The following is a 24,794-nucleotide window of genomic DNA, read 5'->3' as shown; positions in this document are numbered from 1 at the left end:
CATGAGTGCCTCCCCTGACGGGATCATCCCGCGCACCCCGCCGCGGCCGGACCACGTGGACTACTCCGGCGAGGGCCTGACCGAAGGGGAGGTGCCGGCTGCCCCCTTCGCTCTCGTGACGTCGTGGGTGGACGCGGCGCGGGCCCGTCAGGTCGACCGTGGCGACGTGCCGGAGCCGCTGTCCTTCGCCGTCGCGACCGTCGACGAGCAGGGCCGACCCGATGTGCGCACGGTGCTCATGCGCTTCCTCGACGCCCGCGGGCCGGGCTTCGTCACGAGCCTGGAGTCGGCGAAGAGCCGACAGCTCGCCGCCACGCCCTTCGTCGCGGCGACCCTGACGTGGCCGTCGATGTTTCGTGCGATCCGCTTCCGCGGACGCGCCGAGCGCATCGGCGGGGAGGAGATCGACGCCTACTTCGCTGAGCGCCCCCGTGGCTCCCAGCTGAGCGCGTGGGTCTCGCACCAGTCAGCGCCCATCGACGGCCGCGAGCGTCTCGAGCGCGCCTGGACTGAAGTCGAGTCTCGCTACGAGGGCCGTGACGTGCCCCGCCCCGAGCACTGGGGCGGTTGGCGCATCGTCTGCGACGAGGTCGAGGCGTGGGCCGGTCGGAGCAACCGGCTGCACGACCGGTTCCGTTGGTCGAGGGGGGGCGAAGGGGGGCTCGACGAGCCCGCCGCCTGGCGGGTTGAGCGCCTCCAGCCCTGACAGGTCGGCGTTGGCGAACGGACGGGCGAGCCCGAGCGAAGGCGGCGAATACATGAATCGCTGGTGAGGTTTCGACTGACTCCCGCGCCGGGTCGCCGGGGTGCGCTTGCTCTGCCAAGATGTGACTCGCTGCTCGTGCACCATCCGGGGGAGCGACGGCATCGCGCGGGGAGGGCTTGCTGTGTTGAGTCGTCTTGTGGTGTCAGTGTGGGTCGTTGTGGCGCTAGCGCTTGGGGTCAGTGCGCCCGGGCAGGTAGTCGGTTCGGCTCGCAGTTCTATGCTCCACGCGCGGACTGTTGCAGCAACTCCCGTCACGTTCCTCAACGAGCTGTGGGCGCCAGCATCAGTGCCATCCGACTCCTTGGACTCCTGCTTGGTGAGGGAGGTGCTCAAGCCGGACGGCGCGACGGCTTATCGCCACGACTACCAAGCGTTTGGCCGGCAGGAGACTCCCAGCAAGTCCGCGACTCGGGTGGCCCCGGAGATCGGGTACACCGGCGAGTACACCGATACTTTCACCGGCACGATCCACCTACGGGCCCGGGACTACCTGGGCATCGGCGCCTTCTTCGCTCCGGACCCGATCACGCTCGGCCCGCCCAACCCTGCGAGCAACCCGTACTTGTACGTCAACGCACGGCCTCTGACGATGGTCGACCCATCCGGGGAAATCCCGCGCTGGTTGGAAGACCTAGGAGCGGGAGTTGGTCTCGGAGCGGCTGGGCTCGCCGATGTGGCCTGGGTGCCTGGCGACCTCCTAACTGGGGGTGACTTGTTCAAGGGTATTCGCGCATCGGATTTCCTCGAGCCAGGGGCCTTCACCTATAGCACCGTCCCGACCGGGACCCCGACATACGAAGCGAGTCGCACGGAGACTTACGCGGCCAACGCCACATCTTTCGGCATCAGCATTTTTGTTCCGCTCGACGCACTCAACGCTCCACAACACATCACGAACGGCCAGTATGCCAAGGTCGGCCCGTGCCTCACGGACCTCCTTCCCGGACCGCCGGTCAAGAAGGAAGCGGGACTGACTAACCCGTCGCCAGTCGCCGCAAACACGGGTTCCAAGGCACTACGGCCGGTCGGGAAGTACTTGGAGTCCGTTGACGACGTGATGACCAACCCGCGGTTGCTCGTGGGAAAGTCGCCGGCTCAGGTCGAATCGATGATTGGCCGTACGCCTGGTTGGCAAGTAGAGACCCTCGGCAAGGGAAGTCGGCAAGGCCAGGGATGGGTACTCCGTCAGTACAACGATGCTGGCAACCCGACTGGACCCCAAATCCGTTGGCACCCCGGCGGGGGACACCACGGGCCTGATCCGTACTGGCGCGTGGTCGGGCCCAACGGCGACCTCGGCGGGATCATCCGATGACGATATCGACGCCCCGTGAACACTGGCTCGAAGCTGCCCAGGGAGTTCTGCGCAGACTGAGTTCCCCTGCGGACGACCAACTGCAGTACCTGCGAAACCTCGGTATTGAGGGATCGATCGACGAACTCGGGCTTGAGTTCGACGACGTGTGGAGGGTGCTGAGTCCACTACTTGAGATCTCCGACCGAGAACTTCAGGATCGCCTTTCGGACATCGACCGCGCGCTCTCGAGCGATAATGTGCCCTGGGATGCGGGGGCGCTTCGTCACTCGCTTGAATGGCACCGCATACGAGAGTTGGCTCGGCTCGCGTTGGAAGCGATGCGCGATGACGCGTGACGGCTTGTGCCTGGGGCGCGTGGTCGGCTTCTTCGTCGTCTGTGCGGCGCTTCTGGGCTGGTCGACATCCAGCGCGACAGCCCTGCCTCAAGCCTTCGCCACCACCTACGACATGGCTGCCCACGCCTACGAGACCGGCTCACACCCTGAACCTCGGCCTGTGGAATCGACGCGACCCGAGTGGCCGACGGAGCCTCCAGTCGCGCCCTTGAGGGCGGCGGTTTCGATTCGCGTAAGTGGTGTTGCCGCAAGGACAGGTGACGGGTTGTTGTCTCCGGGCCCATTTGCTCGCCGCTCGATCCCAGGCGACGACTCGGGACTTCACGCGAGGGCAGCGCGACGAGTTGAACGAGATCATGAGTGATACGGGCTGTCATCGATGCGGGGTAAGGACCTCAGGGACCAAGTCGGGGGGCGCGATCCCAGATCCCCAACCGCCGATTTCGCAGAGTGATGGGCCCTTCGAGGTGTACCCCCACTGCTTGGCTTGCAGTCGGGAGCAAGGGCTGTTCATCGCAAGGATGAATCGGTTGGGTGGTGGCGGCTGATGCTGCAGATCGCGACAACTTTTCCGAACAGCCTTGTGTTGGTCCTAGACCCGGTGACCGGCACATTGCCATCGTCCATGGGCGGACACCCGATCGCGGCCTCGCCATCGGGTGTTGCCGTCGGGACACTCAGCGAGTTCGACGGCAACACGACGGTGGTTCCTGCAAGACCGTCCGATTCTGCAATTGACCCCAACCTGGTCCTGCGCTGGCAGGGGCAGTTGCAGACTTCAGGTCGGATCGGCACCCTCATCGTGGGTGAAGAGCCGATAAACCCCGACACGGGCGTGATCTTCCATCGGGCGTGGAAGCCATGAGGTACTTGACGCTCTCCGCCGACTACATTGATCCTTCCCTGCGCGAAGAGTCCGAAGGCCACCTTGTGATCGACCGGGCCGGGCTCCCTGTTGACTTGGTCGCTCGCATCGTCGCGTGGAACGCTGACTATCAAGTTGTTGTCCCCCTTGGCCTGAGTGAGCGGCGCTCGCTCGCTGGCCATATCGATGAGCTGGACGCGCGGGGAATGTCGCTTGCGGCTGAGATCGAGCGCGCTCTCGCGCCCTCGAGAGTGCGCTATTACAGCGAAGGGTGGCTGACGTACCTGTAACTGCTTCGCTACGGAGGGTTGTCGTTCAACTCTCGGCTGGTGGCAGTGTGGGGAATATCAGCCTTGGTGTGTCGCCGCGGAGCATCAATCGCCCAACTCACCAGTGGTGCATCGAAGCCCTCACCACCCCGGCGAGGTCCTCCTCGGTGACGACGCGCGGCGCTGTCGCCAGCAGGCGCTGCTGCTGCATGGTCCCGGACACGATGCCGTCGACGTCCGCCTCGCCGTAGCCGATCTCGGCGAGCCCCGAGGGCTGCCCGATGTCGCGCATGAGCCGGCGCAGCACGGCCGACAGGCGCTCGGGCTCGGGGACGTCGGCGTCGAGGCCCTGCGGGTCGAGCCAGGCGGCGGCGGTCAGGTGGCGCTGCGGGTCGGCTGCGAAAGTCATCGCGAAGGCGGCCGGAGCGGTCGAGGCGACCGCCATGCCGTGCGGGATCATCGCCTCCTCCACGTCGTACCCGTCGGGGCGGAAGGCCGAGCCCAGGTCGTGGACCCGCCCGGCGACCGGGTAGGCGTTGGCGTGCGGCACGTGGACACCGGCGTTGCCGAAGCCCATCCCCGCGAAGGTCGCCGCGAGCGCCATGTCGGTGCGGGCCCGCTCCTCGCCCGCTACGGCACCGCGGAAGGCGCCGGCGAGCAGGCGCATCGCCTTCTCGGCATAGAGGTCAGAGATCGGGTTGGAGCCGCAGTAGGGCACCCGCTGCTCAGGCGTCTTGTGCTCGTAGCTCGTGTACGGCCGCGCGGTCCACGACTCGAGGGCGTGGCAGAGGATGTCCATCCCGGCCGAGGCGGTGACCCCGGGCGGCTGGGTGGCGGTCAGCTCGGGGTCGACGACCGCGAGCACCGGCCGCAGCCGCTCGTGGCTGATGCCGGTCTTGACCTTGGCCGCGAGCACGTCGAGGACGCAGACCGTGGTCGACTCCGCACCGGTGCCCGTCGTCGTCGGCACGGCGACAAGGGGCAGCGCCGGCTGCTCGGGCGCCCGCCCGCCGCCGACCGGCGCGTTGACGTAGTCCATGAGCTCGCCGGGGTTGGTGAGCAGGAGCGAAACCGCCTTGGCCGTGTCGATGCTCGACCCACCGCCGACGGCGACGACGGCGTCGAAGGGGGCCGCCCCCTTCGCCCTCTCGACGGCGGCCGCGAGGGAGGCGTCGCTCGGCTCGACGGCGGCCGAGTCGTGGACCTCGGCGCGCAGCCCGGCCGAGCGCAGGGCCTCGGCGACCCGCTCGGGGTGGCCGGTGGCGGCCAGCCGCGCGTCGGTGACGACGAGTGCCGACCGGGCGCCCAGCCCGGCGACGTCGTGACCGATCTCGCTGACGGCTCCGGGCCCGAACTTCAGGCGCGGCGCGGCGTAGGTGAAGACGGCCTCGGGGGTGGCGGGGGTGGGCAGGCTCATGTGATCTCCCGGTGGACCTTGTGCTGGGCGGCCTGCGCGCGGGGCTTGATGACGAGCAGGTCGACGTTGACGTGCGGGGGGCGGGTGGCCATCCAGGTGATCGCGTCGGCGACGTCCTCGGCGACGAGGGGCTCGGCGACGCCGGCGTAGACCTGCTCGGCGCGCTCCGCGTCTCCCTTGAAGCGGGTGAGGGAGAAGCCCTCCGTGTGCACCATCCCCGGCGCGACCTCGGTGATCCGCACCGGCTGGTCGACGAGCTCCAGGCGCATCGTCTCCGTCATCGTCGCGAGCGCGTGCTTGGCCGCGGTGTAGCCCGCGCCGCCCTCGTAGGAGGTGCGGCCGGCGGTCGAGCCGACGTTGACGATGACCCCCTCACCCGCGACGAGCGAAGGGAGCAGCGCCTGCACCACGCGCAGGGTGCCGATGACGTTGACCTCGTACATGGCTCGCCAGTCCTCGACGTCACCCGTGGCCACCGGGTCGAGGCCGAAGGCGCCACCCGCGTTGTTGACGAGCACGTCGAGGCGGTCGCCGATCTCGGCGGCCAACGCCGCGACGGAGGCCGCGTCCGTGACGTCGCAGGTGACGGCGCGCCCGTCGATCTCGGCGGCGAGGTCGGCGATGCGGTCGGTGCGGCGGGCCGCACAGACCACCTCGTGGCCGGCCGCGGCGAGCGCACGCGCGGTGGCGGCCCCGATGCCGGAGCTGGCGCCGGTGACGAGGGCGAGGGGGCGGCTCATCGGGCCACCACGATCCAGGTGGCGGCTGCGCTCGCGAGCACCCGCTCGCCGTCGAGCAGGGCGGTGCCGCTGTGGCGCTTGCGGCCCTCGCACCCGATCTCCCACGCGACGACGACGAGCTCGCGGCCCACGGGCACCTCGGCGTGGACGGTGGCGGTGAGGGTGCCGAGCAGCAAGGCCTCCTCGCCGAAGCCCACGGCGAAGGCGCCCGGGCAGTCCAGCGCTGCGAGCACCGGCGGCAGGCCCTCCTCGGTCAGGGTCACGGGCGAGGCGAGGACGTCGTCGCGGCCGGCGACCGGCCCGACGAAGACGCGCAGACCCCCTTCGGCCTCGGGCCCGCAGACGTAGCAGCCGGGGAAGGGGTGGTCGCTCGCGTCGACGCCGGCCGCCGCGGTCCGGGCCGCCTCGAGGTCGACCGGTGCGGGGACCGTCAGGTCGGGGGCGGTCGTGCGGCGGGCCGTGCCGAGCAGGGTGTCGCCGTCGAGCAGGTGCACCGCGAGCTCGGCGCCGTCGGCGACCGTGCCGTCGACCTCCCACCGCAGGGGACGCCCGAGCGGCGTCGGCGCGCTCAGGCGGACCGTCGCCGACGTCAGGTCCCCCTCCGCGGGGACGAGGTCGTCGAGGCGCTCGGTGAGCAGCCCGCACAACCAGCCGCCGTTGCCGGTGCCCGGGGGGCCGGCGCGCAGGGTGGACACGGTCGTCGTCTCGGCTGTGGTGTGCACCACCCCAACCTAGCGACGAGCCGGCAGGAGAGGATGAGGGGGATGAGTACGCGCGAGACCTTCGGTTGGAGGCGCATCGCCGTACCCGCCTTCGGGCCGACCTTCCTCTCCGCCGCCGCGACCGGCGCCGTCATCCCGGTCGCTGCGCTGCGGGCCGACGAGCTCGGCGCGAGCCTCGGCACCGCCGCCTTCGTCGTCGCCCTCACCGGGGTCGGGCAGCTCGTCGGGGTCCTGCCCGCCGGAGCCCTCGTCGCCCGCATCGGCGAGCGCGCGACCCTCGTCCGCGCTGGCCTGCTCGACGTCGCGGCGCTCGCCGTCGCGGGGTGGGCGCCCTCGCTGTGGCTCATGGGTGTCGCGCTGCTCGTCAGCGGGCTCGCCTCCTCCGCCTTCTTCCTCGCCCGGCAGGGCTTCATGATCGACGTCCTGCCGCGGCAGCTCCTCGCCCGTGGCATGTCCCTGCTCGGTGGGTCGATGCGGGCCGGGCTGCTCCTCGGGCCGGTTGTCGGGTCGCTGGCCATCGCCCCCTTCGGCCTGCAGGGGGCCTACGGGCTGGCCGTGCTCCTCGCCGTCGGCTCCGTGCTGACCGTCCTCACCGCACCCGACCTCACCGGTGAGCACGAGCGGGCCCGCGCGCAGGAGCCGCACACCGGGGTCTTCCGGGTCATCCGGCGGCACGCCCGCCTGCTGCTCACCCAGGGCCTGGGCGTCACGGTGATCTCGGCGCTGCGCTCCGCCCGGCTGGCGATCCTGCCGCTGTGGGCGCTGCACATCGGCCTCGACGGCGTCGACTCCTCGCAGATCTTCGCCGTCGCCGGTCTCGCCGAGCTCGTCCTCGTCTACCCCGGCGGCTGGGTCATGGACCGGCTCGGCCGGATGTGGGTCGTCGGGGCGCTGCTGGGCGTCGTCTCGCTCTCCTTCGTCGCCCTGCCCCTCGCCGACACGAAGGGGGAGCTGCTCGCCGTCGCGCTCGCCATGGCCCTGGGCAACGGGCTGGGGTCGGGCATCGTCATGACCCTCGGCGCGGACGCCGCGCCGAGCCGCGACCGGGCCCAGTTCCTCGGCGCCTGGCGGCTCACCGGCGAGGTGGGGCACGCCGGCGGCTCGCTCGGCCTGAGCGCCGTCACCACCCTCGTCTCGCTGCCCGCCGCCGCCGTGGCGCTCGGGGCCCTCGGCCTCGCGGGGCTGGCCTGGACGAGCCTGTGGATCCCACGCGCCGACCGGGAGCGCTCCGCGGCCTGACGCGGCGGCCCGCGGCGCCGCCGGGCAGGGCATGATGGGGCTCGTGAAGGACCTCATCGACACCACCGAGATGTACCTCCGCACGATCTTCGAGCTCGAGGAGGAAAACATCCCGCCGATGCGCGCCCGCATCGCCGAGCGGCTCGGCCACTCCGGCCCGACCGTCTCGCAGACCGTGGCGCGCATGGAGCGTGATGGCCTCGTCAGCCTCGGCGAGGACCGCCGGCTCGTCCTCTCCGACGAAGGGCGGCTGCTCGCCACGCGGGTGATGCGCAAGCACCGCCTCGCCGAGCGGTTGCTCGCCGACGTCATCGGTCTCGAGTGGGAGCACGTGCACGACGAGGCCTGCCGGTGGGAGCACGTGATGAGCGAGCGCGTCGAGCGCAAGATCCTCGCGATGCTGCCCGAGCACCGGGAGTCGCCCTACGGGACCCCGATCCCCGGCCTCGACGAGCTGCTCTCGGACGAGGAGGCGAGCATCGACTACCTCGAGGGTCTGCAGAGCCTCGTCCAGGTCGCGCAGGGCAAGCCCACGGGGCAGTACCGCGTGCGCCGCATCGGCGAGCCGGCCCAGGTCGACCACGAGGCGCTGGAGCTGCTCACCGAGGCGCGGCTGCGCCCCGGTGAGGTCGTCGACGTCACCCCCGAGGGAGACCGCGTCATCGTCGCGCGGGTCGGTGCCCAGCCGGGCGACGCGGTGTCGCTGCCCAAGGACGTCGCCGAGCACGTCTTCGTCGAGCTGGTCGCTCCGTGACCTCTCGTGACCTCGGCGTGACATTGCCGTGATCTGCGGGTACGGTCTGATGGTCCGCTCCCCCTGGGCGGACCCGTCACGCGGACGCTGAGTCCTGTCACCGCACCCGACGGATCTGCACGACACCGCATGACAGGAGCGGGGGACCCACGTTTTGGCGGGGCATCGCGGATGCTCCTCGGGGTGAAGTCCTGGGACGCAGCGGACCGCCAGGTCGGTCCGGTGTCGCAGGGCCGGGCCAGACCTCTGGCTCGAACCCGACAGCTGACCCCGCAGGCGGGATAGAGGTCATCACCTTGTCTCACAACGTCGGGCGCCACCGCGCCGCCGGTCGCTACAACCCCGTGTCCGAGCTCGGCCAGATCGTCAGCCAAGCGGGCACGCCCCTCGCCAAGGGCTCGGCCGTCATCGCTGCCTCCGGTGGTCTGATCGCCGCGATCGCCATCCCCGCCCAGGCCGCCGACTCGACCGCCGAGGTCGACGCCGCCCCGGTCCAGACCGCCTCCGCCCCGGCCGCTCCCGCCGCCGCGGTCACCGCGCCCGCCACGACGACGTCGTCGAAGGCGACCGACGCCGCCTTCGGCAAGATCGAGGTCGAGCCCGTCGCCAAGCCGACCGGCCCCACCCCGGCCCAGCTGCGGGCCCGCGCCGAGCGCGAGCAGGCCCGCCAGGAGGCCGCCGCCGAGCGTCAGCGCGAGCAGGAGCAGGAGCAGGCCGCCCGCGAGGAGCAGGCCAGCGAGCGCACCGAGTCCACCGCGCCGAGCCGCTCGCAGGAGCGTCAGGCCCCGGCCCCGGCCAAGAGCGAGCCCGCCCCCGCCGCGGCCTCCTCCGCGAGCTCCGACGTCATCTCCATCGCCAAGCAGTACATCGGCGTCCCCTACGTCTACGGCGGGTCCACCCCCTCCGGCTTCGACTGCTCGGGCTTCACCCAGTACGTCTTCGCCAAGGCGGGCAAGTCGCTACCGCGCGTCACGACGGCCCAGCAGGCCGCCGCGACCCCCGTGTCCAACCCGCAGCCGGGTGACCTCGTCTTCTTCGGCTCGCCCTCGTGGCACGTCGGCATCTATGTCGGCGACGGCATGATGATCGACGCACCGCGCACTGGCAAGTCGATCTCGATCCGTCCGATCTTCGACGGCGTCTCCGGGTACGGCCGCGTCTGAGCAGGCCCACCCCATGACGAAGGGGGCGGAGGGAGATCATCTCCCTCCGCCCCCTTCGTCGTGCGGTCAGGCCTCGTCGCCGGTGGCCTGCTGCTCCGTCATGCGCCGGTAGTCCTCGCCGAGCTCGTCGTGGTGGAGCAGGTCGTCCTCGGAGGCGCCGGTGCGGTAGCTGGCGCGGCCGAGCATGTGGGCTGTCACCGGGGCGGTGAGGGCCTGGGCGCCGACGACGATGAAGAGCGTGGCGACCGAGGCCCAGGTGCGCACGTTGAGAGCCAGGCCCACGAGGATGAGCAGCAGGCCGAGGGTCTGCGGCTTGGTCGCCGCGTGCATGCGGCCGAAGATGTCGGGCAGCCGGGCCAGACCGATCGCGCCGACGAGGGCGATCGTCGAGCCGAGGAGCAGGCTGATGCCCCCGGCGAGGTCACAGATCTCCTGCCAGCTCATGCGTCGTCCTGCTTGCGGGCCATGAAGCGGGCGACGGACACCGAGCCGACGAAGCCGGTGAGGCTGAAGACCACCATGATCGGCAGCGGCCCGGGGTCGTCCGTGCGCAGGATCTGCGTGGCGATGATGCCCGTGACGATGACGATGAGGACGTCGAGGCTGAGCGCCCGGTCGAGGTTGGTCGGGCCGAGCGCGACGCGCACCAGCACGAGCGCGGCGGCGCAGATGAGCATGCCGAGGGCGATGGCCAGGATGATGCTCATGCCTCCTCCTCGGAGCAGAGGGTGATCTCCTCGCGGGTGCCGATGGCCCGCACGACGCGGGTCTCGACGGCGAGGACGTCCCGGCGCAGCTCTTCGAGCTCCTGGGGGGTCGTGACGTGGAAGCCGTGGACGTAGAGGATGCCCGCGCGGCGTCGGGCCTCGACGACGATCGAGCCCGGCACGAGGGAGACGAGGGCCGAGACGATCGTCATGTAGAACTCCGACCGGGTGCGCAGCTGGACGGCGACGATCGACCCGCCTTGCGCGGGGCGCGGGCTGAGGGTGGCGGCGGCGACCTGGACGGCGGCCTGCACGAGGTCGACGAGGAAGCGCGCGATGAGCTGGACGAGCGGCCACGGGTGGATCCGGCCGAAGTACTGGACCGACGGCAGCGGGAAGATCTGGGTGACGACGGCGCCGATGATCAGCCCGTTGACGACGTTGCCGAGGGTGACCCGGTCCCACAGGAGGACCCAGACGACGGCGAGGGCGATGATCGCGCGGGGCTGCCAGCCGCCGCGCCGGGTGGCAGCGGCCGTGCTCGTGTCGGCGTCCTTCACGGCCCCTCCTGCGGTAGGACGGCCTTGACGTAGCCGTCACGGGTGATCATCTGCTGGGCCGCGGCGTCGGTGTAGGCGAAGAGGGGCCCGGCGAAGAGCGAGAGGCCGAGGCTGAAGACGACGACGGCGCTCGCGGCGCCGAGCATCAGCGGGGGCATCGGCCGCTCGACGGGCTGAGCGGGCGGCGGTGGAGCGATGGGGGTGGAGGGGCGCTGCGCGGCGACGACGGCCCCGATGGCGTCGCTCAGCCGGCCGAAGGACGGGGTGAGGGTCGGCAAGGCGAAGGCGCGGTCGCTCTCGTCCTCGGCGCGCGGGCGCCAGAAGGCGTGGCTCCACGTCTTGGCGACCGCGTAGAGGGTGAGCAGGGAGGTGACGACCGACCCGACGACGAGTGTCCACGCGACGGCGCTGCCGTCCTCGGCTCCGGCTTGGAGCAGCCCCACCTTGCCGACGAAGCCGGAGAAGGGCGGGATGCCGGCGAGGTTCATCGCGGGGACGAAGAAGAGGATGGCCAGGACCGGGGAGGTCGCGGCGAGGCCACCGAGCCGGTCGATGACCGTCGAGCCGCCGACCCGCTCGATGAGCCCGGTGATGAGGAAGAGCGCGGTCTGCACGGTGATGTGGTGGGCGATGTAGAAGACCGCCGACGAGAGGCCGAGCTCGCTCGCCAGGCCGATGCCGAAGAGCATGTAGCCGATGTGGCTGACGAGCGTGAAGGAGAGCATCCGCTTGATGCCCGGCTGCGCCACGGCTCCGAGGATGCCGACGAGCATCGTCAGCAGTCCCGCGATCATGATCAGGTGGTGCAGCGGTGAGTCGGGGAAGAGCAGGAACTGGGTGCGCACGATGGCGTAGACGCCGACCTTGGTGAGCAGCCCGGCGAAGACCGCGGAGACGGGCACGGGCGCCGACGGGTAGCTGTCGGGCAGCCACGCGGACATCGGGAAGACGGCCGCCTTGATCCCGAAGACCGTGAGCAGCATGAGCTGCAGGGCGAGGCTCACCGTGGGGTCGATGTCGGGCAGGCGGAGGGAGAGCTGCGCGAGGTTGACCGTGCCGGCCGCCGCGTAGGTCGCCGCGATGGCCGCGAGGAAGAGGAAGGAGGAGACCATCGAGACGATGACATAGGTCGTCCCGGCCCGGATGCGCGCGCCGCTGCCACCGAGGGTGAGCAGGACGAAGGAGGCGAAGAGCAGCATCTCGAAGCTGACGAAGAGGTTGAAGAGATCACCGGCGAGGAAGGCATTGGAGACGCCGGCCGACAGCACGAGATAGGTGGGGAAGTAGATCGCGAGGGGGGAGTCATCGTCACCGTCGGCGACGCCCTGCCCGATGGCGAAGACGAGGACGACGAGGATGACGAAGCTGCTCACGAGGAGCATGAGCGCCGAGAGCCGGTCGGCGACGAGGGCGATGCCGAGGGGCTCGCTCCACGCGCCGAGCCACAGGGCGATCGGGCCCTCCTCGTGGGTGCGGTACATGAGGGTGACGGCGACGGCGAGGCTCGCGGCGAGCACGCCGAGGCTGATCGCGACCTGGGTGCGCCGGTGGCGCCGGGCGACGAGGGTGAGCGCTGCTCCGAGCAGGGGGAGCAGGACCGGCAGCGGCAGGAGGTTGGCGGAGCTCATGCGGTGGCGTCCTCCTCGTCTGCCTCGGTCGTGGACTGGGTGTCGGGGTCGTAGGTGCTCGAGACCTCGTCGCGCTCGGCGAGCCGCTTGATCAGCTCGTCCTCGGCGTCGTCGGGGACGTCGTCGCTGCCGGTGATCCGCCACTGGCGGTAGGCGAGGGAGAGGACGAAGGCGACGGAGGCCAGGGCGATGACGATCGCGGTGAGCACCATGGCCTGGGGGAGCGGGTCGCTCATCTCCTCGGCCGGTCTCGAGCCGACGAAGGGGGCGCCCTTGGCCGGTCCGGAGACGACGAGATAGAGCGTGGCGACGCCGTTGCTCGCGAGGACGATGCCGAGCAGCAGCCGGGTCAGGGCCCGCTCGAGGAGCAGGTAGACACCGGTGGCGATGAGGAAGCCGGCGACGACGACGAGGCTGAGATTGGGCGCGATGGCGGTCATGCGGTCACCTCGTCCTCTTCGGCCTGCTTGTCGATGCCGGCGCCGAGCGAGCGGACGACGTCAAGGGCGAGCCCGATGACGATGAGGTACACGCCGATGTCGAAGGCGAGCGCGGAGACGATCTTGACGTGGCCCCAGATCGGCAGGTCGACCTCGAGGACGGCGGACTGCAGGACGGTGCCGCCGAAGGCGAGGGGGGCGAGGGCGGACACCGCGGAGACGGCCAACCCGGCGCCGAGGACGAGACCGGCACTCACCGGGGCGGCACGGTCGAGCTCGGCGCGGCCACCGGCGAGGTAGCGCACGAGCAGGGCGAGGCCGAGGACGAGGCCGCCGGCGAATCCGCCGCCGACCTGGTTGTGGCCGGCGAAGAGCAGGTAGAGGGAGAGCAGGATCATCACGTGGAAGACGAGCCGGGTGGCCGTCTCGAGGATGACCGAGCGGCGCTCGCGCACCACTGAGGCCATGACCGCGCCCTGGTTGCGGCGGCGGGTCCACGAGCGCTCGACGTCCTGGGTGCGGACGAAGACGAGGCTGGCGATGCCGGTGGCGGCGGCGACGAGCACGGAGATCTCGCCGAGGGTGTCCCAAGCGCGGATGTCGACGAGCGTCACGTTGACGACATTGCGGCCGTGACCGAAGTCGTAGGCCTCCTGCGGGAAGGCCTTGGAGATCGGCTCGTGCACTCGTGCATTGGCCGCGACCACGGTGAGCGTCGAGATCGCCAGACCGATGGAGCCGGCGAGGGCGAGCCGCCAGGAGCGACGCCACGAGCGGCGGGCGGAGCGCGGGCGGCGGCGGAAGGACTCGGGCAGCTTGCGCAGGACGAGCACGAAGAGGACGAGGCTGAAGGTCTCGACGAGCACCTGGGTCAGCGCCAGGTCGGGTGCGCCGTGGAGCAGGAAGAGCAGCGCGAGGCCGTAGCCCGTGGTCCCGACGAACATCACCGACTGCAGGCGGTTGCGGGCGCGCACGGCGAGGACGGCGCCGGCGATGACGAGGGCGGCGACGACGGCCTGGGCGACGGTGTCCCACAGGCGCACCTGCGCGCCGGGCAGCGCGGTGGCGGCGACGACCCCGGGCAGGGCGAGGACGACGAGGAAGATCGCGGCGAGGTAGGTGGGCAGCGAGCCGCCCTGGGAGAGGGCGGTGACCTCGACGGCGAAGCGGTCGAGAGCCTTCATGAAGCGCTGGTAGACGCGCTCGCCGTCGGCGACGTCGGGCAGGCGCGCCTGCAGCCGCGCGAAGGGGGCCCGCAGCGCGAAGAGCGTCAGGCCGCCGGCGATGGCGACGGCGGACAGCCCGAGGGCGGGGGTCAGGCCGTGCCACAGCGCGAGGTGCTCGGGTTCCTCACCCGGCAGCGAGGCGGTGTAGGGGTGGAAGAGCTCGGTGAGCGGGTCGCCGAGGAAGCCGGCCGCGACGGTGGCGGCGGCGAGCAGCACCGGGGCGATGAGCAGGGGGCGCGGTGCGTCGAAGGGGGTGGGCCGCGCGGCGGCGCCGGTCTCCCCCTTCGTCATGAAGGCACCCCAGACGAAGCGGGCGGAGTAGGCCACGGTGAGTGCCGATCCCGCCACGATGCCGGCGACGGTGAGCCAGCCGGTCGCCGTCGACAGCGGGCCGTGGGCGGACTCCATGGCGGCGGTGAGCGCCGACTCCTTGGCGACGAAGCCGACGAGCGGCGGCAGGCCGGCCATCGAGGCGGCCGAGATCGTCGCGACGACGGCGAGCACCGGGGCGGTGCGGCCGATGCCGTGGAGCTGGGTGAGGTCGCGGGTGCCCGTGCCCTTGTCGATGATGCCGACGGTGAAGAAGAGCACGGACTTGAAGAGGGCGTGCGAGAGGACGAGGCCGAGCGCGGCGAGGGCGGCGGCCTTGGAGCCGATGCCGGAGAGCACGGTCATGAAGCCGAGCTGGCTCACCGTGCCGTAGGCGAGCAGAAGCTTGATGTCGTCCTGCCGCAGCGCCCGCCAGCCGCCGACGATCATCGTCCACAGGCCGAGGACGACGAGCACGGGGCGCCAGCCGGGCACGTCGGCGAAGGCCGGCTCGAGGAGGAGGACGAGGTAGATGCCGGCCTTGACCATCGACGCGGCGTGGAGGTACGCGCTCACCGGGGTGGGTGCGGCCATGGCGCCGGGCAGCCAGAAGTGGAAGGGGATCTGCGCGGACTTGGTGAGCGCGCCCGCGAGGACGAGCAGTGCGGCGACGGTCGTCAGGGCGCCGGCCGGCGGCGGCGAGGCGAGCATCTCGCTGATGGTGTAGCTCGACGTCTGGCCGATGATCACGGTGCCGACGAGCATCGCCAGGCCACCGAAGGTCGTGACGAGCAGGGCCTGCATCGCCGAGCGCCGGTTGGCCGAGCGCACCGGGTTGTGTCCGATGAGGGTGTAGGAGAAGACCGTCGTCAGCTCCCAGAAGACGTAGAGCGCGAGCAGGTTGTCGGCGAGGACGAGCCCGAGCATGGCGCCCGCGAAGGCGGTGAAGACCCCGGTGAAGCGCCACAGGCTGGGGTCGTCGGGCTTGAAGTACCAGGCGCAGTAGACGAGCGCGAGAGCGCCGACGCCGCTCACGAGCAGGCCGAGGAGCCACTGGAGGGTGCCCAGTCGCAGGGAGAAGTCCATGCCGAGCTGGGGGACCCAGCGGATCTGCTCGACGAGGGTGTGGCCCTCGGTGACGGTGCCGGACTGGGCGAGGAGCCAGACGAAGGTGGCCGCGGGGACGAGGGCCAGGACGAGGAAGGACCGGCGGTGGAGGCTCTTGGCCAGTCCGGGCGCAATTGCTGCCGCCGCGAAGTGGGCAAGCAGCAGCAGGGTCACGAAGGCCTCTCGACGAGTCCGGGGACGGGCTCCTAGTTTAACGGCAGGTGACCGCGCCGCCGGTGCCGGGGGCACGCGCGGCAGGTGCCCGGCTCGGCAGGTTCCCGAAGGAATCTCCTGCCACCCTCTTGACGCCCTCGAACAGGGCTTCGAGAGGGCGTCTGCGGCGGTGCAGGCGAGGGCGACGGCGTGTTGTGTCGAAGGGCGTGATGCGCGGGTGGCCGAGATGGTGGCCGCACGCGTCGAGGATCAGTGCGCCCCGGCGTCGCCTGGCATCGTTGATGTCACCTGGCGGCCTTGCTGTCACCTGGTTGCCCGGAGAAGGGGGACCAGGTGACATCAACGCCGCCGGGCGGCTGAGGAGCGGGCGAGTTGACCCGGACGAGGGCCCCCACGCTGGCGAACAACCCCAAAACTAGCGGCGCCCCCGGCTGGATTCGAACCAGCGACACCTTCTTTAGGAGAGAAGTGCTCTTCCCCTGAGCTACGGAGGCCCGACGCGGTGCGGGACCACGCCGAGGGACAGGGTACGCGTCATACTCCCTTCGGTGATCACCCAGGCGCTGCAGCGGCGCACCATCGCCACCCTGGCGGGCTCGCAGATCATCGGTGGGGTCGGGGTGAGTGCCGGCGCCGCGGTCGGGGCCCTCCTCGCGGCCGACGTCTCCGGCAGCGAGGCCTGGGCAGGTCTGGGCGGCACCGCGCAGACCCTGGGCGGTGCGCTGGCCGCCATCGTCGTCGCCCGGGTCATGGCGACGCAGGGGAGACGCCCCGGCCTCGTCCTCGGGTACGCCCTCGCCGTCGGCGGCGCACTGCTCATCGTGGGCGCGGCGGCGATCGGGTCCTTCCCGCTGCTCATCACCGGCTTCCTGCTCTTCGGCGGTGCGACGGCGGCCAACTCGCAGGCGAGGTTTGCCGCGACCGATCTCGCGGACGAGGACCACCGCGGCCGGCACCTGTCGATCGTCGTCTGGGCGACGACCGTCGGCGCCGTCGCCGGCCCCAACCTCACCGGTCCGGGACGGTGGGTGGCGGAGCGGCTGCACCTGCCCGTGCTCGTCGGACCCTACGTCCTCTCGCTCGTGGCGGTGCTCCTCGCCGGCCTCGTCCTCCTGGTCGCGCTGCGCCCCGACCCGCTGCTCACCGCCCGCGAGCTGCACGTCGACCACGACGAACCCGGCCCCGGGGAGCCGCCCACCCGCGGCTGGGCCGTCATCCGATCCCACCCCGACGCCCTGACCGGGGTGCTCGCCATGGCACTCGGGCACACCGTCATGGTCTCGGTGATGATCATGACCCCGCTGCACATGCGGCACGGCCACGCGACCCTTGAGGTGATCGGGCTCGTCATCTCGCTGCACGTCGTCGGCATGTACGCCCTGTCGCCCGTCACTGGCTGGGCCGTCGACCGGTGGGGTGGCCGGGCCGTCATCGGGCTGGGCGCCGCGATCCTTCTCACCGCCAGCGTCCTCGCGGCCACCTCACCCGAGGGCCACTCCGCGGTGCTCACCCTCGCGCTCGTGCTCCTCGGCCTCGGCTGGTCGTGCACCCTCATCGCCGGGTCGACCCTGCTGACGGGGGCGATCCCCCTTCGCCAGCGGCCTGCGGCGCAGGGCCTCGCCGACGTGGCCATGGGGCTGGCCGGGGGCGGAGGCGGCGCGCTCGCGGGAGTCGTCGTCGGCTGGTGGGGCTACCCCGCCCTCGCCCTCCTCGCGGGCGGCGCGGCGCTGCTCGTCGGCCTGCTGGTCCCGCTCGGGCGCGGTCGCAATTGTTAGCGTTGGCGCCGTGACCCTGCCGCCGACGACCCCTGCCCCGGTGCCGGCAGACGTGTCCCCCCAGCGCCGTGAGCTCATGGAGCTCGGCGGTCCCAACACGCTCCTCTGGCCGTCCCGCGACCCCCACGTCGTCGACCTGACGACCGCCCACCCCGGCGGCATCGCCATGCTCCTCTCGGGCCGCGACGCCCGCCTCTCCGACCTCGTCCGCGAGCCCGGCGCGCTGCTGCGGGCGCAGCGCCGCGCCGCCGAGCTCACCGAGCACGTCGAGCGGATCGCGCAGGAGCACGGCGTGCACACCTGCTTCCTCGCCATGGGCTCCGCCTCCTGGCACGTGCCCGGGGAGGTCGACCGCCCGCTCGCGCCCGTCATCCTGCGACGCGCCTCCCTGCGGCGGCTGCGGCCCGGGTCGGACTTCGCGCTCGACCTCGCACCCCGCGCCGAGGTCAACCCGGCGCTGCTCACCTACCTGCGGCGCGCCCTGCGTCGGGACATCGACGGCGAAGCCCTCGCCGACCTCGGCCGGGGGGACGGCCGCGGCTTCAACCCCACACCGGTGCTCGACGCGCTGCGCGAGATGTGCGCCGACCTGCCCGAGCTCAACATCACCTCGCGCATCGTCATCGCCGCCTACCCCTACGGCAAGGCGGAGGCGCTCGCCGACCTGACCGACCTCGGCGAGCTCACCGCCGACGGCCCGGCCGCGACCCTCCTGCGGGGTCGGCCCGTCGAAGCGCCGGAGCAGGAGCCGCCGAGCGTCGCCGACAGCGCCGTCCTCGACATCACCGCCGACCAGCAGGCCGTGCTCGACCGGGTCGCCGACGGGCAGGACCTCTACGTCGACGCCCCGCCCGGCACCGGCATCGCGCAGCTCGTCGCGGCAGTCATCGCACAGGCCGCGGGGGAGCGCCGCAGCGTCCTCCTCCTCACCGAAAAGACCGCCGCCATCGACGCCGTGGCGCACGAGCTCGCCTCCGCCGGCCTCGAGGACCTGCTCGTCCACGTCACCGACCCCGCCGCCGAGGTCAACCCGACCATCGTCGTCGAGCGCTGGCCGCGCCGCCTCCCGGAGAGCGAGCGCTCCTTCGACCGCCCGGGGCGCCGGGCCGCCGCCGCAGCCAAGGTCCTCGACGGGCACACCCACGCCCGGCACGAGCCGCGGCCCCCGTGGGGGGTCTCCATCGCCGACGCCCACGACGCGATCGTCGGTCTGAGCACCCGCCGTCCCGCCCCGCGCTCGCGCGTGCGGCTCACCGGCCGAGTCCTCACCTCGCTTGATGCCGAAGGGAGGGACGCCCTCGTCACCCAGCTCACCGGTGTCGCCACACGCAAGGCCTGGCGGCCCGGGCGGCAGGACGAGCCGTGGGCCGGGGCCCGGCTGCACAGCGCCGCCGACGTCGACGAGGTGCTCGCCGCGATCGACCGGCTGCGCGGACCCGAGGGCACCCTCGCCCAGCTGCGCACGACGGTGCGCGAGGTCTTCGCCGACATCGCCGAGCCCCGGGCGTCCTGCCCGGCCGACCACGGGCGCTTCCTCGCCGGCATCGAGGAGATCCGCGACACCGTCGACGTCTTCCGGCCGGAGGTCTTCGACACCCCCCTCGACCACCTCCTCGCGGCGACCGGGCCCAAGGGCCTCACCGTCGACGGCGAACCCCTCGGGGTCGTCGAGCGGCGCCGCCTGCGTGCTCAGGCGCGCCGCCTGCTGCGGCCCGGGCGCCCGCCGGAGGACCTGCACGCCGCCCTCCAGCTCGCCGCGCGCCAGCGCAGCAGTTGGTCCCGCCTCACCGGTGGCGGCGGTCGACCGCGCATCCCGGCAGAGATGGACCGCGCCCACACCGCCTACGAGCGGGTCTACGCCGACCTCACGCACGTCGGTGCCGTCATCGGCGACACGGCGAAGGGGGGCGACCTGCTCGACACCCCGTGGGAGGAGCTCACCGCGCGCCTCGACGAGCTCGGCAAGGACGTGGCCGGTGCCCGGGCCGTGCCGGAGGTCATCGACGACCTCGACGACCTGCGCAAGCGCGGCCTCGGCGACCTCCTCGACGACCTCGCGTCGCGTCGCGTCGCGCCGTCGTCCGTGGCGGACGAGGTGCTCTTCGTGTGGTGGACCTCGGTGCTCGCCGAGGCGGGCAAGGATGAGCGCGTCGCCGGCGTGACCGGCGAACAGCTCGACGAGGCGCTGCGGACCTTCGTCGAGGCCGACCGGGCGAGCTTGGGCGCCAACGCTGCTCGTGTCGCCGCCCGACAGCGCGAGCGCTTCCACGCCGACGGGCGACGGCACCGGTCAGCCGCCCGCGAGGTGGCTGCCGCCCACGAGGGGCTGCGCCCGTCGCTGCCGTGGAACCGTGCCTTCGGTCGCTGGGGCGGGCTGCTGCGGGCCGCCTCCCCGGCCTGGGCCATGGCCCCCTTCGTCGTCGGGCAGGTGCTGCCCCGGGACCAGACCTTCGACCTCGTCGTCGTCGACGACGCCTCGCGCACCACCCTCGCCCGCACCCTCTCGGGCATCGCCCGAGGGAGCCAGCTGCTCGTCATCGGCGACCGCGGACAGCTGCCCCCCGACACGTGGACCGCCGACGCCGGCGTGCCCGCCCCCGGCCGGCCGCGGACCTCGCTCGCCGACCTGACGGCGCGGGTCCTGCCCACGCGCGCGCTCCGCGACAGCGCCTATCCGCGACCGCGCGTGGACACCCTGCTCGGTGGCGCCGCCACCGCCGGTGAGGTCGTGCACCCGCCGGCCCCTGCACCCCACGACGCGGTGCACCTCGAGCGCGTCGAGGGCGTGGGTGTCCTCGACGAGCGCACCGGTCTCGTCGAGTCGACCACGGCGGAGGTCGAGGCCGTCGTCGCCCGGGTCCGCCAGCACCTCCAGCGAAAGCCCCGCCGTTCGCTGGGTGTCGTGACCTTCGGCCAGCGGCACGCCGACCGCATCGCCGACGCGGTGGCCGAGGCGAGCCAGTCCGACCCTGAGATCGCCCAGGCTCTGCGTGACCTGCCCGAGCCCCTCGTCATCAAGCCGGCCGACCGGTGGCAGCGCGAGCAGCGCGACGCGGTCATCGTCTCGGTCGGCTTCGGCCGCTCGCCGCAGGGACGGGTCATCCAGCGCCTCGGCGCGCTGAGTGGCGTCACCGGTGCCGAGCTGGTCCTGCTCGCCGCGACCAGAGCCCGCCGGACCATCGTCTGGGTGACGACGATCGACCCGCAGGACCTCGGGGGTGAGCGGGGATCGCTGCCCGGGCACCGGGCCCTGCGCACGCTGCTCGAGGGCATCGCCGCCCCGTCGCCGGTCGGTGGTCCGCGAGGCAGCGCAGAGGACGCAGAGCTGAGCCCACTGCTCGCCGGGTTTGTCCGGCGGCTGCGCGACGGCGGGCTCGTCGTCGCCACCGACGTCGGCTCCGGGGAGCACCGGGTCGACATCGCCGTCGCCGACCCGCGCGACCGTAGCCGGATGCTCGTCGCCGTCGACGTCGACGGGCCCGGCTACGCCGGCCTGGCCTCGACCCGGCAGCGGGACCGGATCCTCGTCGAGCGGCTCACCGACCTCGGCTGGCACCACCTGAGGCTGTGGGCGGTCGACATCTTCGCCGATCCGGCCCGTCAGGAGGCCTTGGTCACCCGGGCCGTGCGTGAGGCCATCGCCCAGGAGGGAGACGCGTCATGACCGACCAGCCGGAGCAGACCCCGCAGGAGGGGACCACGGAGACGCCGCGGGTCGCGCCCCGCCGCCGCTCGACCCCCGAGCAGACCTCGGACGACACCGACCGCGGGTGGGGCGAGCGCCCCGACGAGGACGAGCACGACCGCTGGCTGCAGGAGCAGCGTCCGCCGCACTGGGAGTGACGCCCTCCTCGCGCCGCGCCGCGCCCGCGGGCGCACAGCAGAAGACCCCGGCCGCACGGATCACCGTGCGGCCGGGGTCTACCCGTGTGGCGTGACTCAGGCGCGGCCGGCGCGCAGGGAGTCGCGGATCTCGCGGAGCAGCTCGACGGACTCGTCGGTGGTCTCCTCCTCGGCCGCGACGAAGCGCTGGCGCATCGCGGTGTAGGGCTTGATGACACCGAAGTACACGACCGCGGCCATGATGAGGAAGGCGACGAGGGCGGTCAGGAGAGGACCGATGGTCTGGAAACCGAGGATCTCCATGTCATCGAAGTTGAACTCCTTGCCGCCGGTGATGCGACCGACGACCTCGAGCAGGAAGTTGGTGAAATTGGTGACGACGGCCGCGAAGGCGGTCGCCATGATCAGACCGGTGGCGATCTCGACGAGATTGCCACGCATGAGGAAGTCCTTGAAGCCCTTCATGAGGGTCTCCCTTCGGATGGGGTACAGGGGCGTGACGCGCGAACGTCACTCGCCTGACAGTGTGAACCATCCGGACTCACATTGCGCCGCAAGAGACCCCCGTGGCGCGTCCGTCAGCCCGTCGTCACGACGACGAAACCGCCCTCGGAAGCCCCGCCCGGCCCCATGCTGCGCAGGATCGTGCGGATCTCGTCCGGCTGCAGGACGACCCGGGCCACGGACTGCCCGGACGCGCCCTCGGAGGTGCCGGTGACCCGAGCGCCCGTGGCGAGCGGGGTCGCGCGACCGGCCAGGTAGACGTCGACCTCGTCATCCGTCGCGAGGTGGTCGCCGGGCAGGGCGAGGGGGAGGGTCAGCTGGGGTCCGTCACCGACCGGGTCGGTGACCGGCTCGGTGGACTCGCCGCCGGTGGCCCCGAGGACGAGCTGGAGGGCGAGGAGGATCGCGCTCACGGCGAGCAGCCGGCGCGCGAGCGAGAGCCGCCAGGCCGCCCGACGGGAGGGCCCGAAGAGGGACGGGAGGTGCTGCGCGAGACGCGAGGTGGCCATGGCCCGACGCTAGGGCCGGCCCAAGGCGTGTGGGAGTGGCGTCAGCTCGCGGTGGACGACGTCGTCGAGGCGGTCGAGCCTGTGGACGAGTCGGAGGAGGAGCTCGAGCTGGTCGCGGAGTCGCTGCTCGCGCTCGTCGACCGCGAGTCGTTGCGGTAGAAGCCGCCACCCTTGAAGACGACGCCCACGGCGTTGAACTGCTTGCGCAGACGGCCCTGGCACTGCGGGCACGTCGTCAGCGCGTCGTCGCTGAAGGACTGGACGATGTCGAAGGCGTGGCCGCAGTCGGCGCAGGCGTAGGCATAGGTAGGCATGGCCCTGCCATCATACGTCGCGGTGCCAGCCGGCCAGGCGTCCGTGGCGGGCGACCGAGCGCAGCCGGTGCTCGGCCCGCTCGCGCTGCGCGCCGGGGGTGACGACGAGCAGCCGGTCACCGGTCCACAGCCGGGTGTGCGCGTCGGGGACGAAGGTCTCCGCGCCGCGGACGACGAGGGAGACGTTGACCCCCTGCGGCAGGCGCAGCTCGTAGACCTCGACCCCGGCCAGGCGGGAGCCCTCGTGGACGGCGACGTCGAGCATCTCCGCCCCGAGCTCCTCGAGCGGCATGGCCTCGACCACGACGTCAGCGGCCCGGCCCGGCTCGGTGACCCGCAGGGCGCGGGCCACCCGCGGCATGAGCGGCGCCTGCACGAGGGTGAAGATGACGACGAGCATGAAGACGAGGTCGAAGACCCACTCGACACCCGGCACGTTGTTGGTGATCGGCACCGTCGCGAGGACGACGGGCACGGCCCCGCGCAGGCCGGCCCAGGAGAGGAAGGCCTGCTCCCGCCACGGTACGCCGAAGGGGGTGAGGGAGACGATCACCGAGAGCGGCCTGGCGACGAGGAGCAGGACCAGCCCGGCGAGGATCGCGCGGGGCACCTCGTCGACGAAGCCGGAGGGGCGGGCCAGCAGGCCGAGCATGACGAAGAGTCCGATCTGCGACAGCCAGCCGAGCGCCTGGGCGAACCCGGTCACCGACTGCCGGTGCGGCAGGTGCATGTTGCCCAGGACGAGCGCCGCGAGGTAGCAGGCGATGAAGCCCGAGGTGTGCGCCGTCGAGGCCGCCGCGTAGGCGAGCACGCCGATGCCGACGACCCCGAGGGAGAACAGGCCGGAGGTGCCTGACGCGAGCTGTCGCATGAGCTTGCCCCCGAGCCAGCCGATCGCGAGCCCGATGAGCGCGCCACCGGTGAGCTCGGCGATGGCGAGCAGCCCGATCTGCCACCACGGCTCGGCCTCCGCGGGGTCGGCCAGCTGCAGCGAGAGGGCCGTGACGAGCAGGACGACGGGGGCGTCGTTGAAGCCCGACTCGGCCTCGAGCATCCCCGACAGCCGGCGGGGCAGCGGCACGACGCGCAGGACGGAAAAGACGGCGGCGGCATCGGTCGAGGCGAGGATCGCGCCGATGAGCAGGCTGATCTGCCAGTCGGTGTGCAGGATCTCGTGCAGCGCGACGGCCACGACCGCGACAGACACGAGCACCCCGACGGTCGACAGGGCGAGGGCCGGTGCCACCGAGGCCCGGATCGAGGACCACGACGTCGTGAGGCCGCCCTCGACGAGGATGAGCACGAGCGCGCAGTAGCCGAGCACCTGCGCGGCCTGGTCGGAGTCGAAGGGGATGCCCAGGCCCTCCTGGCCGAGGGCAAGCCCGATCGCGAGGTAGAGCAGCAGGGTCGGCAGCCCGGCGCGGTTGGCCAGGCGCACGGCCGCCACGGCGACGACGAGGACGAGCGAGCCGGCGAGCAGGGCGAGCGAGAGCTCCGAGAGGTCGAAGCCGGGCGTCTGCCCGCTCGAGATCACCTCGTCGTCCCGTCGGGGGCCACGGGGCCGCACCCGAGGGCGCTCAGCACCCAGGCGACCGGCACGTCGTGCGGCTCCCGTGGCAGCGCCTCGTCGGCGAGCTCGCCGGGGTGCAGCAGCACGACGACGGGCACGTGCGGGGCGAGCATCGGCAGCACCCGGTCGTAGCAGCCGCCGCCCTGGCCCAGGCGGGTGCCGTCGCGGTCGACGGCCAACCCCGGGGCGAGCACGAGGTCGGCCCCGGTCGGTGCGTCGATGCCGAAGGGGGTCCGCCCCGGGTCGTCGAGGTCGCACCAGTCCAGCTGCATGTCGTCCAGCGTGATCGGCACGAGCACGCGGTGGCCGCGAGCCCGCAGGGCGTCGTTGACCGCGACCGTCGAGGGCTCGTGGGGGAGGGACTCGTACGACAGCACCGTCCCGGGCGTCGTGGCCGACCACCCGGCCGGCGGTGACGCCTCGAGCTGGGCGGCGATCGCGGCGCCGTCGGCGATGAGGTCACGGGTGGCGACGATCTCGCGCCGCCGCGCCCGCAGGAGGCGGCGGGTTTCCCCCTTCGATCGCGCGCCGAGTGTCATG

At 72.2% G+C, this 24,794-nt stretch carries 25 protein-coding genes, 1 tRNA gene and 1 riboswitch; of the genes, 11 read left to right on the top strand and 15 right to left on the bottom strand.

Translation table 11 applies throughout. The features are described 5' to 3' along the window. Position 1 precedes the first annotated feature (1 nt). From pdxH to CWN80_RS10685, 5 genes are all read left to right on the top strand, one after another. Positions 2-706: a pyridoxamine 5'-phosphate oxidase gene (pdxH, locus tag CWN80_RS10705; protein ID WP_128277266.1), complete on the top strand. Its 705-nt coding sequence runs from the start codon at positions 2-4 to the stop codon at positions 704-706. Positions 707-1,091: 385 nt separating this feature from the next. Further along, the gene (locus CWN80_RS10700) at positions 1,092-2,081 is read left to right on the top strand and encodes an RHS repeat-associated core domain-containing protein (protein WP_169330593.1); all 990 of its coding nucleotides are present in this window, start codon (positions 1,092-1,094) and stop codon (positions 2,079-2,081) included. Next, positions 2,078-2,419: a hypothetical protein gene (locus CWN80_RS10695; protein ID WP_007926653.1), complete on the top strand. Its 342-nt coding sequence runs from the start codon at positions 2,078-2,080 to the stop codon at positions 2,417-2,419. The genes CWN80_RS10700 and CWN80_RS10695 overlap by 4 nt, the downstream gene beginning before the upstream one ends. A 547-nt stretch (positions 2,420-2,966) precedes the next feature. Further along, a complete protein-coding gene (locus tag CWN80_RS10690) occupies positions 2,967-3,284 on the top strand; it encodes a hypothetical protein (protein WP_128277265.1) in 318 nt (105 codons plus the stop codon). Next, complete coding sequence (locus CWN80_RS10685; protein ID WP_007926655.1) at positions 3,281-3,574, top strand: hypothetical protein; 294 nt, start codon at positions 3,281-3,283, stop codon at positions 3,572-3,574. The genes CWN80_RS10690 and CWN80_RS10685 overlap by 4 nt, the downstream gene beginning before the upstream one ends. A gap of 97 nt (positions 3,575-3,671) precedes the next feature. Here CWN80_RS10685 and CWN80_RS10680 read toward each other — a convergent pair whose 3' ends face one another. Genes CWN80_RS10680 through CWN80_RS10670 form a run of 3 tightly spaced genes read right to left on the bottom strand, consistent with a single transcriptional unit; the run spans position 3,672 to position 6,432 of the window. After that, on the bottom strand, positions 3,672-4,970 hold the full coding sequence (locus CWN80_RS10680) for a hydroxyacid-oxoacid transhydrogenase (RefSeq protein ID WP_040881083.1): 1,299 nt from the start codon (positions 4,968-4,970) through the stop codon (positions 3,672-3,674). After that, positions 4,967-5,710 carry an SDR family NAD(P)-dependent oxidoreductase gene (locus tag CWN80_RS10675; protein ID WP_128277264.1) on the bottom strand — a complete coding sequence of 248 codons (744 nt, stop codon included), beginning with the start codon at positions 5,708-5,710 and terminating at the stop codon, positions 4,967-4,969. Before CWN80_RS10675 ends, CWN80_RS10680 begins: the two co-directional genes overlap by 4 nt. Next, positions 5,707-6,432, bottom strand: coding sequence for a hypothetical protein (locus CWN80_RS10670; RefSeq protein WP_128277263.1), 726 nt, complete (start codon positions 6,430-6,432; stop codon positions 5,707-5,709). Before CWN80_RS10670 ends, CWN80_RS10675 begins: the two co-directional genes overlap by 4 nt. A 42-nt stretch (positions 6,433-6,474) precedes the next feature. On the opposite strand from CWN80_RS10670, the gene CWN80_RS10665 reads away from it, so the two are divergent. From CWN80_RS10665 to CWN80_RS10655, 3 genes are all read left to right on the top strand, one after another. Next, a complete protein-coding gene (locus tag CWN80_RS10665; protein WP_040881087.1) occupies positions 6,475-7,671 on the top strand; it encodes an MFS transporter in 1,197 nt (398 codons plus the stop codon). A gap of 43 nt (positions 7,672-7,714) precedes the next feature. After that, positions 7,715-8,425: an iron-dependent transcriptional repressor DtxR gene (locus CWN80_RS10660; RefSeq protein WP_128277262.1), complete on the top strand. Its 711-nt coding sequence runs from the start codon at positions 7,715-7,717 to the stop codon at positions 8,423-8,425. Positions 8,426-8,538: 113 nt separating this feature from the next. Continuing rightward, positions 8,539-8,719, top strand: a riboswitch (cyclic di-AMP (ydaO/yuaA leader). Between the two features lie 2 nt (positions 8,720-8,721). Continuing rightward, positions 8,722-9,588, top strand: a complete 867-nt coding sequence (locus tag CWN80_RS10655; protein WP_007926664.1) for a C40 family peptidase — start codon at positions 8,722-8,724, stop codon at positions 9,586-9,588. A 66-nt stretch (positions 9,589-9,654) separates the two neighbouring features. On the opposite strand, the gene mnhG is transcribed toward CWN80_RS10655, so the two are convergent. The 7 genes from mnhG to CWN80_RS10620 form a co-directional block, all read right to left on the bottom strand. Next, positions 9,655-10,032 (bottom strand): monovalent cation/H(+) antiporter subunit G, encoded by a 378-nt coding sequence (gene mnhG, locus CWN80_RS10650; RefSeq protein ID WP_007926665.1) that lies wholly within the window; start codon positions 10,030-10,032, stop codon positions 9,655-9,657. Continuing rightward, entirely contained in the window at positions 10,029-10,295 is a 267-nt protein-coding gene (locus CWN80_RS10645) for an MrpF/PhaF family protein (RefSeq protein ID WP_007926667.1), read from the bottom strand. The genes mnhG and CWN80_RS10645 overlap by 4 nt, the downstream gene beginning before the upstream one ends. Further along, positions 10,292-10,855 carry a Na+/H+ antiporter subunit E gene (locus tag CWN80_RS10640; protein WP_007926669.1) on the bottom strand — a complete coding sequence of 188 codons (564 nt, stop codon included), beginning with the start codon at positions 10,853-10,855 and terminating at the stop codon, positions 10,292-10,294. Before CWN80_RS10640 ends, CWN80_RS10645 begins: the two co-directional genes overlap by 4 nt. Further along, positions 10,852-12,483, bottom strand: coding sequence for a Na+/H+ antiporter subunit D (locus CWN80_RS10635; RefSeq protein ID WP_007926671.1), 1,632 nt, complete (start codon positions 12,481-12,483; stop codon positions 10,852-10,854). Before CWN80_RS10635 ends, CWN80_RS10640 begins: the two co-directional genes overlap by 4 nt. Then, positions 12,480-12,923, bottom strand: a complete 444-nt coding sequence (locus CWN80_RS10630; RefSeq protein ID WP_007926673.1) for a Na(+)/H(+) antiporter subunit C — start codon at positions 12,921-12,923, stop codon at positions 12,480-12,482. Before CWN80_RS10630 ends, CWN80_RS10635 begins: the two co-directional genes overlap by 4 nt. Then, positions 12,920-15,739, bottom strand: coding sequence for a Na+/H+ antiporter subunit A (locus tag CWN80_RS10625; protein WP_007926675.1), 2,820 nt, complete (start codon positions 15,737-15,739; stop codon positions 12,920-12,922). Before CWN80_RS10625 ends, CWN80_RS10630 begins: the two co-directional genes overlap by 4 nt. A gap of 422 nt (positions 15,740-16,161) precedes the next feature. Then, positions 16,162-16,233 (bottom strand) — tRNA-Arg (locus tag CWN80_RS10620). A 54-nt stretch (positions 16,234-16,287) separates the two neighbouring features. Here CWN80_RS10620 and CWN80_RS10615 point away from each other — a divergent pair. Genes CWN80_RS10615 through CWN80_RS10605 form a run of 3 tightly spaced genes read left to right on the top strand, consistent with a single transcriptional unit; the run spans position 16,288 to position 21,357 of the window. After that, positions 16,288-17,514 (top strand): MFS transporter, encoded by a 1,227-nt coding sequence (locus tag CWN80_RS10615; protein ID WP_238148193.1) that lies wholly within the window; start codon positions 16,288-16,290, stop codon positions 17,512-17,514. A gap of 10 nt (positions 17,515-17,524) precedes the next feature. Then, positions 17,525-21,178, top strand: a complete 3,654-nt coding sequence (locus tag CWN80_RS15410; protein WP_157986928.1) for a DUF4011 domain-containing protein — start codon at positions 17,525-17,527, stop codon at positions 21,176-21,178. Continuing rightward, positions 21,175-21,357: a hypothetical protein gene (locus CWN80_RS10605; protein ID WP_007926680.1), complete on the top strand. Its 183-nt coding sequence runs from the start codon at positions 21,175-21,177 to the stop codon at positions 21,355-21,357. The genes CWN80_RS15410 and CWN80_RS10605 overlap by 4 nt, the downstream gene beginning before the upstream one ends. A gap of 96 nt (positions 21,358-21,453) precedes the next feature. Here CWN80_RS10605 and CWN80_RS10600 read toward each other — a convergent pair whose 3' ends face one another. The 5 genes from CWN80_RS10600 to CWN80_RS10580 all read right to left on the bottom strand — a co-directional run bounded on the left by CWN80_RS10600 (position 21,454) and on the right by CWN80_RS10580 (position 24,793). Beyond that, entirely contained in the window at positions 21,454-21,822 is a 369-nt protein-coding gene (locus tag CWN80_RS10600; protein WP_007926681.1) for an MscL family protein, read from the bottom strand. Between the two features lie 113 nt (positions 21,823-21,935). Then, positions 21,936-22,370, bottom strand: coding sequence for a hypothetical protein (locus CWN80_RS10595; RefSeq protein ID WP_007926682.1), 435 nt, complete (start codon positions 22,368-22,370; stop codon positions 21,936-21,938). Positions 22,371-22,411: 41 nt separating this feature from the next. Continuing rightward, positions 22,412-22,684: an FmdB family zinc ribbon protein gene (locus tag CWN80_RS10590; protein ID WP_040881078.1), complete on the bottom strand. Its 273-nt coding sequence runs from the start codon at positions 22,682-22,684 to the stop codon at positions 22,412-22,414. Positions 22,685-22,694: 10 nt separating this feature from the next. After that, positions 22,695-24,218 (bottom strand): potassium/proton antiporter, encoded by a 1,524-nt coding sequence (locus tag CWN80_RS10585; protein ID WP_128277260.1) that lies wholly within the window; start codon positions 24,216-24,218, stop codon positions 22,695-22,697. Then, the gene (locus tag CWN80_RS10580) at positions 24,215-24,793 is read right to left on the bottom strand and encodes a 5-formyltetrahydrofolate cyclo-ligase (RefSeq protein ID WP_007926684.1); all 579 of its coding nucleotides are present in this window, start codon (positions 24,791-24,793) and stop codon (positions 24,215-24,217) included. The genes CWN80_RS10585 and CWN80_RS10580 overlap by 4 nt, the downstream gene beginning before the upstream one ends. Between the last annotated feature and the right edge of the window lies 1 nt (position 24,794).

The sequence above is a fragment of the Janibacter hoylei PVAS-1 genome, from assembly GCF_004025845.1.
GTDB lineage: Bacteria > Actinomycetota > Actinomycetes > Actinomycetales > Dermatophilaceae > Janibacter > Janibacter hoylei.
The sequence above is the reverse complement of the archived record's forward strand: the minus strand, read 5'-3'. Positions and strand labels throughout refer to the sequence as shown.